A 15169-nucleotide genomic window follows, 5' to 3' on the forward strand; every position below is an offset into this window, starting at 1 on the left:
CGAAAGCTCAGAGGTGGACCAGGTGGTGCTGGTGTGCGGCTCGGACGATTGTGGCGGCCGCGAGGCTGACCACGAGTCCGAGACCGTGGCGTACTGGGAGACGCCCGACTCCGGCACCCTGGTCACCCGGAAAACCTGCCGCCGGTGCAGCCTGGCGACGATCATCCGGCGATGGGTCGGGCCCGCCCGTCCACCGTCGCACGACTGCGGCTACTACAGCGACTCGTCTGGTCTCTGTTCCTACTGCACCTGCTGATGGTCCTGGCCCAACTCCGGCACGACCTCGTGATGCGGGTCCGCACCTCGACCGCCCTGGTCGACGAGTGTTTGACCCGGATCGCCGAGCTCGACCCGCGGCTGGGCGCCGTACTGGCGTTGAATCCGCAGGCGGGAAGCGATGGCGCGGCGGCCGACGAGCATCTCCGGCGGACGGGCGAACCGCTCGGCCCGTTGCACGGCATCCCGATCCTGGTGAAGGACGTGTTCGAGACGCGAGGGATTCCCACGAGCTTCGGGTGCCGCGCCTTTCGCGACCACGTTCCGGCAGACGACGCGGAGGTCGTACGGCGACTGAGGTCGGCCGGAGCCATCATCCTCGGCAAGACCGCGACCCCGGACTTCGCGATGTCGTGGCTGTCCGACTCGTCAACCGGGATCAACGCCGTCAACAGTCGATCGGAATGGCATGAAGCCGGCGGCTCGAGCAGTGGATCTGCAGTGGCCGTTGCGGCCGGGCTTGCACCGGTAGCGCTTGGGTCCGACACGGGAGGGTCCGTGCGGGTGCCGGCGTCGTTCAACGGGGTCGTCGGGATGCGTCCGACGACAGGCCTCGTACCGACGGGTGGGATGGCCGCACTCGTGTCGATGCAGGACATCCCGGGTCCGCTGAGCACGTGCGTCGATGATGCCGCGGTCCTGCTGGAAGTGCTGGCGGGGCAGCGATGGGACGAAGCTCCGCGGCGGCTGGAAGGCTGTCGACTCGGTGCGCTCGTGTTCCCCGACTGTCCGATGGGATGGGACGGCTCAGAGCAGGTGTCTGCGGTATTCGACGATGCACTCGCTCGTCTGCGCTCCTACGGGGTTCAGATCGTCGACCGGGTCCAGGTGCCGAAGCTCGGGGAGCTCCTTCGGGAGAGCTCGCCGTACCTGGTGGCGGCGCGGGAGGACATCGACGCCTTCTTGGCCTCGCGTGGCAGCAGATCCTTCAGCGACCTGTACGAAGAGGGTGTCTTCCCCGATGAGCTGGATCTCGCCGAGTTGCTCGCGACGCGATCGTCACCTGGAGCTCAGGCCCGGGCCGAGCTGCGGGCCGCGCGGAGTCGGCTGGGTGACACGGTCGTGGACGCCATGGCAGGTCAGGGATTGGATGCCCTCGTCTACCCGAGCGTTCGGGTCCCGGCGCCACGGTGGGATCGCGATCGATTGCGGCTGCCGAGCCGGCGCCTGCCGGTCAATACCCTGGTTGCATCACAGGCGGATCTGCCTGCGCTGACCTTGCCGGCGGGCAGGACGCACGAAGGGTTGCCGGTCGGCCTCGAGTTGCTGGGACGGCCGGCTCGGGACGCGGCCCTGCTGAGCCTGGCGCGCTTGGTCGAGCACGTGTTAGAGGCCTAGCCGATGTTCGAGAGCCGTCCACGCAGCGGGGTCCGTGGTGAGCGGTCGATCGTGGTCGCGGGCGTGCCATGCAGCCGATACGACGGCTCGGAGGAGCTGGTGCCGCGCGACAGGACGCCGCACTGACAGCACGCCTTCCGGTGAGATCGCGACCGCCTCGTCGGGCTCGGGTCGCCGATGCAGGCCTGGTTGGAGCAGACCCGACAGGTCGAACGCGAAGTACGTCGGCCTCGCGTCGTCCTCGGCGAATGCCAGGTCACGCAGGCTGCTCGCCCCGCCCAGCACGAACAGCGAGTCCACTCCGGCCGATCGCGCGCCGACGATGTCGGTGTCCAGCCGGTCGCCCACCATGATGGCTTCGGACCGGTCGCACCCGAGTCGTGAGCACGCGAGCTCGAACAACGCCGTACCCGGCTTGCCTGTCACGTGGGGAGCGGCGGTCGTCGTGGTCTGTACGGCTCCGACGAACGCGCCGTTGCCCGGCGCCAGACCGCGTGAGGTCGGCACCGTCGCGTCGAGGTTTGTCGCCACCCAGATCGCGCCGGCCTGGGCCAGATACGCCACCTCGGCCAGGTCGCGCCAGGTCACGTCCTGCCCGGCGCCCTGCACCACAGCCTCCACCGACGTCCCACTGCCGAGCTCGGCGACCCGAACCGCCGTCAGCCCTGCCTCGGTGAGTGCGTCGGCTACGCCCGGTCCGCCCACGGCCAGAACTGGTGCACCTGGCGCAAGCCGTCCAGCCACGTACGCCGCGGCCGCCTCCGAGCTGGTCACGACCGACCAGCCTTCGTCGGTGAGCCCCAGCTCGCGCAGATGAGTACGGGCAGCTGTGGGAGTCCGTGATGCATTGTTGGTCGCGAACACCACCGGGACTTGTCCGGCAACCATCGAGTTCAGGCTCGGGATCGCGCCCGGCACCGCCTGCGCACCGCGGTACACCACGCCGTCCAGGTCGCAGATCACCCCGCGGTACTTCGCCAGCAGCGGCTGAGACCTGTCGATGACCGCGGCGTCGTGGACGTGGCTCACGAACGCGCCCCGCTGGAGACGAGAGCGGCGGCGACGGATTCGCTGGCCCGCTGGCAGTTCCGCAGCAGGATGCGTCCACTCTCGGCCGCGTCCTCCGCGCGTCCCCAGGCAACGGCCGCCGCGGCGACCAGCGAACGCGAGAACCCGTAGGTCACCTGCCAGGGATGGCCCGGGTCCGCGGCGATGGCCTGCAAGTGCGCGCAGGCCTGGTCGAGTGGTTGCCCGCCGGATAGCAGCAGTACGCCGGGAGTCTGGGCCGGCACGCCCTTCTCCAACAGAGCCGTGGTCAGGCGGGCGACCTGTTCGGAGTCCGCGGGCACCGGGTTCGAGAGGCCGGGGATGACCATGTTGATCCGCAAAAGCAGCCGGCTGGGATCGACGCCGACCCGGTCGAGCTCGGCGCGCAGGGCGAGCAACGCGTTGGTCGTGACGGCCTGGTTGACGGTGATGCTGGAGGCGCCGAGCTCCGGCATAGCGATGGTGAGGACGGGAAGAATCCCCGCCGCCTGCGCCGCCGCCGCTCCCCGGGCGAGCGCCTCCGCACCGATGTGGACAGAGCCCAGGGGAACGTCGAGCGGTGACAGGTTCTCGCGCCACTCGGCGAACGCCGCGCCGCGCCCGGCCAGGTGCGCCAGGGGGATCTCCGGCGTCGTCATGCGTACGCCGATCAACGGCCGGTTCCCGCTGGGACGCAGCGCGGCGAATGCTTCGGGTGTCAGGAGGACGGCGGAGACGTAGTCGCTCAGGCCTTCCGTGTGCAGTACTGCCTCGGTGAACCTGTGGGCCCGACCCGCGCCGACGAGGGCCTCGGCGTACTCGTCGACGACGAGCATCCCCTTGGGTGGTTCCAGGATCGCGGCGGCGGTCTCGTCGATGGTGCGCATTGGGGCCTCCCGGCAACGAACGTGCGGCGTGCCACCGACGCTAGTCAGCAGGTGCACGACCCGATTCACCCTTAGGGCTGAGTGTGTGGGTGAGCTGGTGATCGGCTACCACCCCTGCGGTCACCCCTCGGGTGGATGCCGACGGGACGCGGTGCTGGTGTGCTCGAACGGTCCACCCCCGCCGCGAGGAGCGCCCATGCTGACTGAACGCCCGACGCTGACGCAGTTCCTGACCGAGGAACGGCGTCGTCACCCTGGTTCGACCGCGGACCTCGACGCGCTGATCCTCGACGTCGCGCTGGCCTGTAAGGCGATCTCGCAGCGGATCGCGTCCGGCGCGCTGGCCGGCGTGCTCGGCGCCGCCGGGGCCACGAACGTGCAGGGCGAACAGCAGCAGAAGCTCGACGTGCTGGCGAACGAGATCTTCCTGCGCACCAACGAATGGGGTGGATTGCTCGCCGGGATGGCGTCGGAGGAGCTCGAGGCGCCGTACCCGATCCCCACGCGGTATCCGCGCGGGGACTGCCTGCTCGTGTTCGATCCGCTCGACGGTTCGTCGAACATCGACGTCAACGTGTCGGTCGGGAGCATCTTCTCGATCCTGCGCGCGCCCGGGTCCGGCGCCGAGCTCGAGGACTTCCTCCAGCCCGGCACCGAACAGGTTGCCGGCGGCTACGCGATCTACGGCCCGTCGACCCTGCTGGTCCTCACGGTCGGCAGCGGAGTCCACGCCTTCACGCTGGATCCCGCCCTGGGCGAGTTCTTCCTGACCCGGCAGGACATCACGGTGCCGGAGTCGACCAAGGAGTTCGCGATCAACAGCTCGAACAGCCGGTTCTGGGAGCCCGCCGTACGGCGCTATATCGACGAGTGCCTTGCTGGGTCGACAGGCCCGCGGGAGAAGGACTTCAACATGCGCTGGGTCGCGTCGCTGGTCGCCGAGACGCACCGGATCCTGACCCGCGGCGGCGTGTTCCTGTACCCGCGTGACACCAAGGATCCCGCGCAGGAAGGGCGGCTCCGGCTGCTCTACGAGGCGAACCCGATCGCCTTCCTGATCGAACAGGCCGGCGGCCGCGCCTCGACCGGACGTGAGCGCGTGCTCGAGGTCCGGCCGACCGGGCTGCACCAGCGGACCGGGTTCGTCTTCGGCTCGCGCGAGGAGGTCGACCGGATCGAGCGGTACCACGCCGAGTACGGCGCGGACCCCGAGGAGCAGAGCAACCCGTTGTACGGCTTTCGCGGCCTGTACCGCGCCACCGCCTGAGGAGTTGATCCCATGTCAGCCAAGCACCCCGTCGTCGCGATCACCGGCTCGTCCGGAGCTGGAACCACCTCGGTGATGCGGACCTTCGAGCAGATCTTCCGGCGTGAGCAGGTGCAGGCCGCGTTCGTGGAGGGCGACAGCTTCCACCGCTACGACCGGATGGGGATGAAGGAGCAGATGGTCCGGGCGTTGGCCGAGGGTGATCACACCTTCAGCCACTTCGGCCCGGACGCCAACCTGTTCGAGGAGTTGGAGGCACTGTTCCGCGAGTACGGCGAAACCGGCGGCGGCCGCGTGCGCAAGTACCTGCACGACGAGCCGGAGGCCGCGCCGTACGGACAGGACCCCGGCACCTTCACACCGTGGGCGGATCTGCCGGACGACACCGACCTGCTGTTCTACGAGGGGCTGCACGGCGCAGTCGTCACGGAGAAGGTCGACGTCGCCCAGCACGCCGATCTGCTGATCGGTGTCGTGCCGGTGATCAACCTGGAGTGGACGCAGAAGCTGCACCGGGACAAGGCCATGCGCGGCTATTCCACCGAGGCGGTGACCGAGACGATCCTGCGGCGGATGCACGACTACGTGAACTACATGTGCCCGCAGTTCTCCCGCACCCACGTCAACTTCCAGCGCGTCCCCGTGGTCGACACGTCCAACCCGTTCATCGCGCGGACGATCCCGGCCCTGGACGAGTCGATGCTGGTGATCCGCTTCAAGGATCCGCACGGCATCGACTTCCCGTACCTGCTGTCGATGCTGCACGACTCGTTCATGTCGCGCCCGAACACCATCGTCTGCCCCGGCGGAAAGATGGATCTGGCCATGCAGCTGATCTTCACCCCGATGCTGTCGCGGCTGCTCGAGCGCCGTGACAAGACCCGCTGACGTCCATCGTTCCCCGTCCACTCTGGAGGTTCCGTCTTCATGACTGTTCGTGTCGGCATCAACGGCTTCGGCCGGATCGGCCGCAACTTCTTCCGTGCGGTCCGCGCATCCGGGGCCGATATCGAGATCGTCGGCGTCAACGACCTGACCGACAGGTCCACCCTGGCGCACCTGTTGAAGTACGACTCGATCCTCGGTCGGCTGGACGCGGACGTCAGCGCGACCGGCGACGAGATCGTCGTCGGCGACGCGTCGATCGCCGCCCTGGCCGAACGCGACCCCGCGAAGCTGCCCTGGAAGGACCTCGGCGTCGATCTGGTGGTCGAGTCGACCGGCTTCTTCACCGACGCGAACCAGGCCCGCGCGCATGTCGACAGCGGGGGCGCGAAGAAGGTCATCATCTCGGCTCCGGCGACGAACAACGACGTCACGATCGTCATGGGCGTCAACCACGACCAGTACGACGCCGACGCGCACACCGTGATCTCCAACGCCTCCTGCACCACGAACTGCCTCGCCCCGATGGCCAAGGCCCTGCATGACGGTCTCGGGATCGTCAAAGGCCTGATGACCACGATCCACGCCTACACCGCCGACCAGAACCTGCAGGACAACATCCACAAGGACCTGCGCCGGGCCCGGGCCGCCGCGATCAACGTCGTACCGACCTCGACGGGCGCTGCGAAAGCAATCGGACAGGTGCTGCCCGAGCTGAAGGGGAAGCTGGACGGCTACGCGATCCGGGTCCCGGTACCGACCGGCTCCGCCACGGACCTGACGTTCGAAGCGGCGCGGGAGACGTCCGTGGCGGAAGTGAACGAGATCGTGAAGGCCGCGGCCGAGGGAGGCTTGCGCGGGTACCTGCGCTACTCCACCGACCCGATCGTCTCCTCCGACATCGTCACCGACCCGGCGTCCTGCATCTTCGACGCCCCGCTGACGAAGGTGATCGGCAACCAGGTCAAGGTGGTCGGCTGGTACGACAACGAGTGGGGCTACTCCAACCGCCTGGCCGACCTGGTCACGCACGTCGGCGCGAGTCTCTGAGCCGATGGCAACTATCGACGACCTCAGCCGAGAGCTGGGTGGACTGCGGGGCCGGCGAGTCCTGGTCCGGTCGGACCTCAACGTCCCACTGGACGGCGGCACCATCACGGACGACGGCCGCATCCGGGCCAGCGTTCCCACCATCCGGCGACTCGCAGACCGAGGCGCCAGGGTCGTGGTGTCCGCGCACCTCGGCCGGCCGGACGGAGCACCGGACCCGACCTTCTCGCTCGCTCCCGTTGCCGAGCGGCTCGGCGAACTGCTCGGCGCGCAGGTGGCCTTCGCGACCGACAGCGTTGGCGAGAGCGCCCAGGCAACTGTCGAGTCGCTTCATCACGGCCGGGTCGCGCTGCTGGAGAACGTGCGCTTCAACGCCGGCGAGACCAGCAAGGACGATGCCGAGCGCGGCCAGGTCGCGGACCGGTTGGCGGCTCTCGCCGAGGCCTTCGTCAGCGACGGCTTCGGCGTGGTGCACCGCAAGCAGGCCTCCGTGTACGACGTGGCGCAACGGTTGCCAGCGGCAATGGGTCAGCTCGTCGCCACCGAGATCGACGTACTCCAGCGGCTCACCCGGATTCCCGAGCGGCCCTATGTGGTGGTGCTCGGCGGTGCGAAGGTTTCCGACAAGCTCGGCGTGATCGACAACCTGCTCGGCAAGGCCGACCGGCTGCTGATCGGCGGCGGGATGGCCTACACCTTCCTTGCGGCCAAGGGATACGAGGTCGGCAACAGCCTGCTCGAGGCGGACCAGATCCCGGTCTGCCGCGAGTACCTGGAACGCGCGGCGGACCGGGGCGTCGAGCTCCTGCTGCCGGTCGACGTGCTGGTCACCGACAGGTTCGCCGCCGACGCCGTGGCCGAGATCGTACGGGCCGACGCGATTCCTGCGGATCGGATGGGACTGGACATCGGTCCCGAGTCCGCGAAGGCGTTCGCGGCCGCACTGGCCGACGCCCGGACCGTCTTCTGGAACGGCCCGATGGGCGTCTTCGAGTTCGATGCGTTCGCGGCCGGCACCCGTGCCGTGGCTCAGGCTCTGACGGAGATCGACGGACTGTCGGTGGTCGGCGGTGGTGACTCCGCGGCCGCCGTACGGCGACTGGGCTTCGACGAGACCGCCTTCGGCCACATCTCGACCGGGGGAGGGGCCTCGCTGGAGTATCTCGAGGGCAAGAAGCTCCCCGGCATCGACGTACTCGATGCCGGGGAGCGGGAGGGTCAGCGACCGCTCAACGCCCGGTGAGTTCGGGCGTACGCCGTAGCGGTGTGGCTCGCCCGTGCCAGCAGCGTGCCGGTCACCAGGCCCACCGTGGTCCAGAGCAGGGCGAGCGTACCGAGCGACTGGAGCCGGAACCGCCAGACCAGGCCAGCGGCGACGTCGGCGGGAATCGCATCGGGGCTGGGCGGCAGACCGGCGAAGAGAACGACACCCGCCACGACCAGCACACCGACGACGCTCCAGCAGGTGCGGGTGGACGACCACCCGCGCCGCCGGGCGGTGCGGACGACGGCGAGCAGCGCGATGAGTGTCAGAGCCGCGATGGCGATCGCGCACGCGTAGAGGAGCGTGCGCTCGGTGACCGTGTCCGGGTCGCCGACAGCGGGCGGGTTGGCCGGGTACTTGAGGCCGGGCGCGAATGCGAAGACCGCGAAGCCCCCGCCGGCCACGACCAGGGCACTGGCCAGCTCGCTGAAGTTCGACGTACGCCGGAAGCGGCTGAGGGCGACGGCGTACAGCAGGGAGAGCAGCAGCGCGGCGACGATCACGGCAACGGCACCGCCGACCTGCTGTAGACCGCGCGAGACGAGCTCGGTGTCGTGTTCTGATTCGCCGTGCGCGTGTTCCATCGCGGTGCGGCTCTCCTCGACCGCCAGCGCGAGCCGGACGGTCGGTTCGACGACCACGAAGCTGAAAGCGGCCGCGACCACACCGGCGGCGAGGCCGCCGGTGAGCGCGGCACGAAGTGTTGACGGCCAGAGGTTCATCTCGTCGTCCCTAGTGGCAGGGCACGCCGAGAATGTGGCGTCCGTCGTGGGTGAACTCGTGGACGTACGGCGCCAGGGTCGACAGCACCGCGCCGTTGTCCTGGAGCATCAGGTACAGCGCGATCAACGACACTACGGCGATCAGGTACGCCCAGACCGGGATGCGCTCGGTGGTCGCTACGTTGCTCGGCATTGGTCGTGCTCTCCTTCGGTGGTGGATGAAAGTGCTCGGCGATAGACCTCGAGGTGCTGTGCGGCGGTGTCGGACCACGGGTACGCCGCGGCGACGGCCGGCCCGCGCAAGGCCAGCCGCTGCCGGGTGGTGTCGTCGTCGACCAGGCGCGCCAGGCCCAGCGCGAGCGATTCGGCGTTACCCGCGCCGGTCATCAGGACGTCCTGCTCATCGGTCAGGAACTCGTGGAAGACGTCGATGTCGGACGTGACGACGGGAAGCCCCGCCGCCATCGCCTCGAGGACCACCAGCCCCCACCCCTCCTTCATCGAGGGGAACGCGAAACCGTCGGCCGCGCCGAACCACTCCGGCAGTTCCTCGTCCGGAACGGTGCCGAGGAGGACGACGTCGTCATCGAGCCGCAGACCACTCGACTCCAGCGAGCCGAGGACGTTCTCGCGATACGCGCGGTAGTCCTGGAAGGAATGCCCGCCGATGATCGCCAGCAGCGGAGGGTTCGGATGCGTCACCTTCAGCCGGGCCATCGCCTCGACGAGATAGGCGGTGCCCTTGCGCGGCTCGATGCCGCCGACCGTGAGGTAGACGAAGCGGTCGCCGGCGCCGATCCTGCGCCGCAACTCCTTGCGCCGCAGCTCACTGATGCCGGCGCCGAACCGGTCGGTGCGTACGCCGTTGGTGACGATGCCCGCGTGGACGCCGTAGTCCCGCAGCAACTGCTCCTGCCAGAGCTTGCTGACCACGAGCACGTCGTCCGGCTCGAGGATCGCGTTGCGCTGGCAGTCCATCAGCGCCTGGGTGGTGAAGTCGTCGACGTGGTGGACGGTACGGATCAGCCGGTACGGCGCACCCGCGTCGCGGACGCGTGCGGCGGCCCGGGCCGAGATGCAGTCCTGGCTGTGCACGATGTCGAACTGGTCGCCGATCTCGCCCAAGCACTTGGTCAGCGTCGCGATCGAGTCGAACACCCGCTCCTCGAGCGTGGCGGCGGGGGCCGGTGCCTCGACCAGTCGCACCGGCACGTCGACCTTCCGGAAGAAGCCCTTCCCCTGATCGGACAGAGCCACCACAGTGACGTCGACCCCGGCCGCCTGCAGTGCTTCGGCGAGCTCGAGGGTGTGGACGACGCCACCGCGTGGCTTGACCGAGTACGTCGTGAGCGCGAGGCGCAGGCGGTCAACCATCGCCTACAGCTCCGCCGCGACCAGAGCGGGGTCGCGCAACGCGATCGCCGAGGCGGCGAGCGCGGCCCGGGCGGCGGTCTCGGTGACGATGGCGCCCGCGCGGCGCAAGGTTTCCTGCTGGGCCGCGAATCCCTGCGGGTCGAGCTCGGTGCCGAGAACGTAGGCGACGACCGTCGCGCCGGAGCCGACCACCTTCTCGATGGCGGGCGCGAGCGTACCGGCCGGATCCTCGTGGGCACCGTCGCCGATCACCACGTCGAGCAGGACCGCGGCCACGGCGGCGTCGTCGACCTGCCGCTCGAGGAACTCGATCCGCGCCTGCGGGTCGATCATCGGGTGCGGACGGCCCTTGGTGTACTCCTCCTCGCCGAGGTCGAGGAACAGGTGCGAGTCGGGAGTCGCCGCGTCGACGGTGAGCGACTTGTCCAGCGGGACGTTGGAGTGGATCGGGCCGAGGTGGTCGGTGGCGATCGTCAGCGCCTCGTAGCACAGCGTTCCACCGCTGTAGAGACCGACGACCTTGCGTCGTGCCGGTGCCAGCCCGGTGATCAGACCGGCCACCTCCTCGGCCAGCCCCTGCACCAGATCGGGGGCCGATCCGCCGACCAGTGCGACGGTCTCGGCAGCACCCCGCTCGAGGGTGTTGACTACCGTCACGTGCTCCGCGGTGGACAGGCTGTCCCGCAGGCCCATCAGCGCGGCCACGGTCGGCTTGGATGGCACCTTCAGCAGCCGCTCGGCCACCTCACGCGACGGCGGCTTGGACACGAGCAGGATCGCCTGGGTCCGCTCGTCGGCGTCGAGCGCGCGCAGCGCCGACTCGGCCATCAGGCCGCCGACCTCGGGGGACAGGTCACGACCGCCGACGCCGATGACGTGCGAGACTCCGATGCCCCAGCGGTCCAGCAGGCTCATCACTTCCTGCGCCCCCGTTCCGGCCGCGGCGACGATGCCGACCGGACCGGCGCTGACCCGGTTGGCGAATCCGAGGCCGGCTCCGGCGATCATCGCCGTACCGGCGCCCGGCCCCATCACCAGCCGGCCGAGGTCGCGAGCCCGTTCCTTGAGCTCGATCTCCTCCTCGAGCGGCACGTTGTCGCTGAAGAGGAGCACGTCCAGGCCGGCCGTCAGCGCCTTGTGCGTCTCGAGTGCGGCGTACGAGCCGGGCACGGAGATGATCGCGACATTGGCATCCGGCCGCTCGGCCAGCGCGCCGGCCAGATCGGTGGCGTTCGGCACGGCGTCGTCCGCCTCCTGCGCGTTGGCCGCGAAGAGCGTCGCCTCGGCTGTCTCCAGTGCCGCTGCCGCCGAGTCGTCGTCATCGGCCCGTACAGCCAGCACGAGATCGTTCGCTGCCGCGCCGTCCGCGTCACCGGCGATGCCTTGCTCCGCGAGGGTCTCGAGGTTGGCGGGGGTGGCCATCAGGGCCCAGCCCCAGGACACCCCGGGCGATCCGAGGATCGCGCGGGTGGCCTCGAGGAGGCGCACGCTGTCCTTGTAGGAGTTCTTGCGTACAGCGACGCGGGTGCTCATCCGACCAGCTCCTTGGTGGTGGCGGGGGTGGGGACGTCCTCGGTCAGGATCCGAGTGCCACGGTGTCCCTCCACGACCCCGTGGGGTTCGTCGAGGGTCGCGTAGACGAGTTCAGGGGTGGTGATCGCGGCGAAGCGCGGCCGCTCGGCCGAGGACGAGCCCTCGACGAACTTGATCGCGGCGCTCATCTTCGGGCCCATGCTCCCGGGCGGGAACTGCCCGTCGGCGAGATGCCGCCGGGCCTCGGTCACCGTCAGTTCCTCGACGGACCGCTCCTGCGGCGTACCGAAGTCGAGTTTGACCGACGGCACGCCGGTGACCATCACGAGCGCGTTCGCGTTCGCCGCGACCGCGATCCGCTCGGCGGCGAAGTCCTTGTCGATCACGGCGTCCACGCCGCGATACGCGCCGTTCTCCTCGATCACCGGAATGCCGCCGCCGCCCGCGGCGACGACGATGTGACCGGACTGCGTCAGCGCCGCGACGGCGTTCGCCTCGAGGATCGCCTGCGGGGTCGGGGACGGCACGACCCGGCGGAAGCCGCGGCCGGCGTCGGCGACCATGGTCCAGCCGCGCGAGGTGGCGAACTGATCGGCCTCGCCCTCGGTGAAGAACGGCCCGATCGGCTTGGTGGGCTGGGCGAACGCGGGATCGTTGCGGTCGACAACGATGTGGGTGACGACCGAGACCGCACCGGAGATCTCGCGGCCGCAGACCTCGTGCAGGGCCAGGCAGATCAGGCTGCCGAGCGCTCCCTGGGTCATCGCGCCGAGAGAGAACAGCGGCTGCGCCGGCACCAGCCGGGCGCCCTCCTCGTGCTGGATCGCCAGGTTGCCCACCTGCGGCCCGTTCCCGTGGACGATGATGATCTGCCAGCCTCTGCGCAGCAGCGACCGGACGGACTTGGCCATGGCCAGGGCGTTCGAGTACTGCTCCTCGACGGTGCCCCGCTGATCCTCGCGGGTGAGTGCGTTGCCGCCGAGGGCAATGACCGCGATATCGCTCATGTACGGCTCCCACTGTCTGGGGGCGGCGTCCGCCCGATGCAGATGGCACAACATAGCAGATGGTCATGTCGTATAGTAGATATCGAGCGAACCCGACCAGGGAGATGTGCGATGACTGACGAGATGACCGCCCGTGCCCTCCGATCCTCCTGGCGCGCGTCGGAACAGGCGCTGTACTCCCTGGGTGGCGGAGATGTCGGGCGCTACGAACGCGCCGTCCAGCTGGTCCGCGCGATCGTCGACGAACTGCAGGGCATCACGTCGACCGCCGCCTTGGTCGATCGCTGGCCGGAGGCCGGCGGGATCGTCGCCGCCGCCGTGGAGCGGGTGGGCCTTGCGCTCGGATCGCTTCCGGTGGACCAAGTGGCAGGTGCGGCCTTCGCCCTACGCCATGCGGCGTTGCAGGCCGACGAGACCCGGCGCGCCAGGTCCGAGCTCATCGCTGCCGCCCGCCAGGAGGGGGCTGACTGGGTCGTGCTGCACGAGAGTGGCGATCTGCTGGCCGGGTTCGCGGATCCGTACGGCACCACGCGGATGCATCTCGCGTCCGGTCTCGCGATCGTCGCCGCGGTCCAGCCGGAGCTGACGACGGGTGCGACGGTCCGCACGCTGACCGTGGTGCGGCTCGACCCGCTCACCGGTGACCTCGTGGACGACGACCCCGGTATCGCCGACCACGCGTACTCCGACAGTTCGTCCTTCCGCAGTGGCGAGGCCGCGTTGCGGGAGGTCGTCGAGGAGGCGGCCGCGGCGGATCGTGTCGGATGATAGACGAACGTGTCTGTCAGGAGATACGGTAAGCCAATTGCGCTGCAGGACGACACGCTCGGAAGGACGCTCCCGTGACCCAGACGGCACAGACCCGGACCCCCATCGCCACGGTCGACGACGGCAGTCGGCTGAGTGACCTGATCCTCGAGCTCCAGGAGAAGGGGCTCACGGTCAGCGGACCGCTGGAGCGCCGGCCCGGTGGCGCCGGTCCGTCGGACGCGGGCATGATCTGGGTCGAGGGGACGCCCGTCACGGTCCCCGTCGACGCCGCGTACGTCGCGAGTACGCCGTACTCCCTGGAGCGGGAGGATTCCGGCCACGGGATCTACCGCGACGGGGTGCGGCTGGCGTCCGCGACACCGGCCGGGCGGCCGCGTTTCTACGACCTCGAGACCGCGGACGGTACGCCGTACTGGAAGCTCGCGCTGATGCACCTGGACTCGCTGGCGAGCACCGTCCTGCAGACCTGTGCCTACTGGGGTAACGACGACCAGTGCACGTTCTGCGGCATCGGCGTCTCGCTCGCGTCGGGCAACACGGTCAAGGTGAAGCGGCCCGAGCAGCTCGCCGAGGTCGCGGTCGCTGCGCGCGACCTCGACGGTGCCGTGGACATCACCCTCACCACGGGATCGACGTGGGGCAAGGACCGCGGCGCGTACTACGTCAGCAAGTGCGGCCATGCGATGAAGGAGGCCTCGGGGCTGCCGGTCGAGGTGCAGTTCGAACCGCCGACCGACCTGGCCGTCATCGACAAGGTGCACAGCCTGGGCATCGACTCGCTCGGGATCCATGTCGAGTCGTTCGATCCGCAGGTGCTCGCCCGGGTCGCGCCGCCGAAGGCCCGCACGGGCATCGAGCGCTACTTCGAGACCTGGGAGTACGCCGTCGAGCGCTTCGGCGAGGGCCAGGTGTCGACGTACGTGATCCTCGGCATGGGCGAGGATCCGGAGGTCACGCTGGCCGGCTGCAAGCGGGCGATCGACATCGGTGTCTACCCGTTCATCGTTCCGCTGCGCCCGGTGCCCGGCAGCCTGATGGCCGATGCCGTCCCGCCGAGTCGTGCGTACACCGAGAGCATCGCGCGGGCGGTGGCGCCCGAGCTGGTCAAGCGCGGGCTGACCGCGGACAAGGTCTCCGCGGGTTGCGCGCGGTGTCAGGCCTGCTCGGCGCTGGGGTCGCTCGAACGAACCATCCAGCTGGGCATGCCGGGCCGGTTGCCGGTGCGGAGCGCGTGATGACGCGCTCGCCCGACATCGGCGTCTGGCGGGCGGCCGGGCCGGATCTCGCCCGGCACTACGCGATCCGCCAGCGGGTCTTCGTGCTCGAGCAGCGCATCCTGGAGCTCACCGATCTCGATCTGCACGACCGCGACGCGAGCACGATCCACGTGCTGGCTGCGCAGGGCTCTTGCGCGGCCGGCACGGTGCGGCTGTATCGGCTGGACGGCGAGCTGTGGCAGGGCGACCGTCTCGCAGTACTCCCGTCGCACCGGTCCTCGATGGTCGGGGCCGAGCTTGTCCGCTTCGCCGTCGCGACGGCCGGCGCACTTGGTGGCGCCCAGATGATGGCCCAGATCCAGTTGCCGAACGTGCGCTTCTTCGATCGGCTCGGCTGGACCCGCGCCGGTGCTCCCGCGCCGTACTGCGGCCGCGACCACCAGCCGATGGTCTACGACCTGACCCAGGCGCCGCCCTTCCTCCTCCCCGGGAGACCGGCCGAGCTCGTGCTCGAGCCCCTCGTCGAGGTGCCGGACCTGCGAGCAGGCTGAG

At 69.6% G+C, this 15169-nt stretch carries 15 protein-coding genes; 8 read left to right on the forward strand and 7 right to left on the reverse strand.

Annotation, left to right across the window (positions count from 1 at the left end; translation table 11 throughout):
* Positions 1-171 precede the first annotated feature (171 nt).
* Positions 172-1614: an amidase gene (locus OG876_RS24490; RefSeq protein WP_328518959.1), complete on the forward strand. Its 1443-nt coding sequence runs from the start codon at positions 172-174 to the stop codon at positions 1612-1614.
* Here the strand turns inward: OG876_RS24490 and OG876_RS24495 are convergent.
* Positions 1603-2643, reverse strand: a complete 1041-nt coding sequence (locus OG876_RS24495; RefSeq protein WP_328518960.1) for an HAD-IIA family hydrolase — start codon at positions 2641-2643, stop codon at positions 1603-1605. The genes OG876_RS24490 and OG876_RS24495 overlap by 12 nt on opposite strands.
* Positions 2640-3527: a class I fructose-bisphosphate aldolase gene (locus OG876_RS24500; protein WP_328518961.1), complete on the reverse strand. Its 888-nt coding sequence runs from the start codon at positions 3525-3527 to the stop codon at positions 2640-2642. Before OG876_RS24500 ends, OG876_RS24495 begins: the two co-directional genes overlap by 4 nt.
* Before the next feature lie 196 nt (positions 3528-3723).
* On the opposite strand from OG876_RS24500, the gene OG876_RS24505 reads away from it, so the two are divergent.
* From OG876_RS24505 to OG876_RS24520, 4 genes are read left to right on the forward strand one after another with little or no spacing between them, the layout of a single operon-like run.
* A complete protein-coding gene (locus OG876_RS24505; protein WP_328518962.1) occupies positions 3724-4794 on the forward strand; it encodes a class 1 fructose-bisphosphatase in 1071 nt (356 codons plus the stop codon).
* Positions 4795-4806: 12 nt separating this feature from the next.
* On the forward strand, positions 4807-5682 hold the full coding sequence (locus OG876_RS24510) for a phosphoribulokinase (RefSeq protein ID WP_328518963.1): 876 nt from the start codon (positions 4807-4809) through the stop codon (positions 5680-5682).
* Between the two features lie 39 nt (positions 5683-5721).
* Positions 5722-6729 (forward strand): type I glyceraldehyde-3-phosphate dehydrogenase, encoded by a 1008-nt coding sequence (gene gap / locus OG876_RS24515; protein WP_328518964.1) that lies wholly within the window; start codon positions 5722-5724, stop codon positions 6727-6729.
* 4 nt (positions 6730-6733) lie between these two features.
* Positions 6734-7972, forward strand: a complete 1239-nt coding sequence (locus tag OG876_RS24520; protein ID WP_328518965.1) for a phosphoglycerate kinase — start codon at positions 6734-6736, stop codon at positions 7970-7972.
* On the opposite strand, the gene OG876_RS24525 is transcribed toward OG876_RS24520, so the two are convergent.
* Genes OG876_RS24525 through OG876_RS24545 form a run of 5 tightly spaced genes read right to left on the reverse strand, consistent with a single transcriptional unit; the run spans position 7948 to position 12629 of the window.
* Positions 7948-8715, reverse strand: coding sequence for a CbtA family protein (locus tag OG876_RS24525; protein WP_328518966.1), 768 nt, complete (start codon positions 8713-8715; stop codon positions 7948-7950). The genes OG876_RS24520 and OG876_RS24525 overlap by 25 nt on opposite strands.
* 10 nt (positions 8716-8725) lie before the next feature.
* The gene (locus tag OG876_RS24530; protein ID WP_328518967.1) at positions 8726-8908 is read right to left on the reverse strand and encodes a CbtB domain-containing protein; all 183 of its coding nucleotides are present in this window, start codon (positions 8906-8908) and stop codon (positions 8726-8728) included.
* Positions 8893-10089, reverse strand: coding sequence for an MSMEG_0565 family glycosyltransferase (locus tag OG876_RS24535; protein WP_328518968.1), 1197 nt, complete (start codon positions 10087-10089; stop codon positions 8893-8895). Before OG876_RS24535 ends, OG876_RS24530 begins: the two co-directional genes overlap by 16 nt.
* Positions 10090-10092: 3 nt before the next feature.
* Entirely contained in the window at positions 10093-11622 is a 1530-nt protein-coding gene (locus OG876_RS24540; RefSeq protein WP_328518969.1) for a hypothetical protein, read from the reverse strand.
* Positions 11619-12629, reverse strand: coding sequence for a carbamate kinase (locus OG876_RS24545; RefSeq protein WP_328518970.1), 1011 nt, complete (start codon positions 12627-12629; stop codon positions 11619-11621). The genes OG876_RS24540 and OG876_RS24545 overlap by 4 nt, the downstream gene beginning before the upstream one ends.
* A 111-nt stretch (positions 12630-12740) precedes the next feature.
* On the opposite strand from OG876_RS24545, the gene OG876_RS24550 reads away from it, so the two are divergent.
* From OG876_RS24550 to OG876_RS24560, 3 genes are all read left to right on the forward strand, one after another.
* Entirely contained in the window at positions 12741-13397 is a 657-nt protein-coding gene (locus OG876_RS24550; protein WP_328518971.1) for a hypothetical protein, read from the forward strand.
* Between the two features lie 74 nt (positions 13398-13471).
* Positions 13472-14635 carry an MSMEG_0568 family radical SAM protein gene (locus OG876_RS24555; RefSeq protein WP_328518972.1) on the forward strand — a complete coding sequence of 388 codons (1164 nt, stop codon included), beginning with the start codon at positions 13472-13474 and terminating at the stop codon, positions 14633-14635.
* On the forward strand, positions 14635-15168 hold the full coding sequence (locus tag OG876_RS24560; protein WP_328518973.1) for an MSMEG_0567/Sll0786 family nitrogen starvation N-acetyltransferase: 534 nt from the start codon (positions 14635-14637) through the stop codon (positions 15166-15168). Before OG876_RS24555 ends, OG876_RS24560 begins: the two co-directional genes overlap by 1 nt.
* Position 15169 lies beyond the last annotated feature (1 nt).

The sequence above is a fragment of the Kribbella sp. NBC_00359 genome (genome assembly GCF_036097425.1).
Lineage (GTDB): Bacteria > Actinomycetota > Actinomycetes > Propionibacteriales > Kribbellaceae > Kribbella.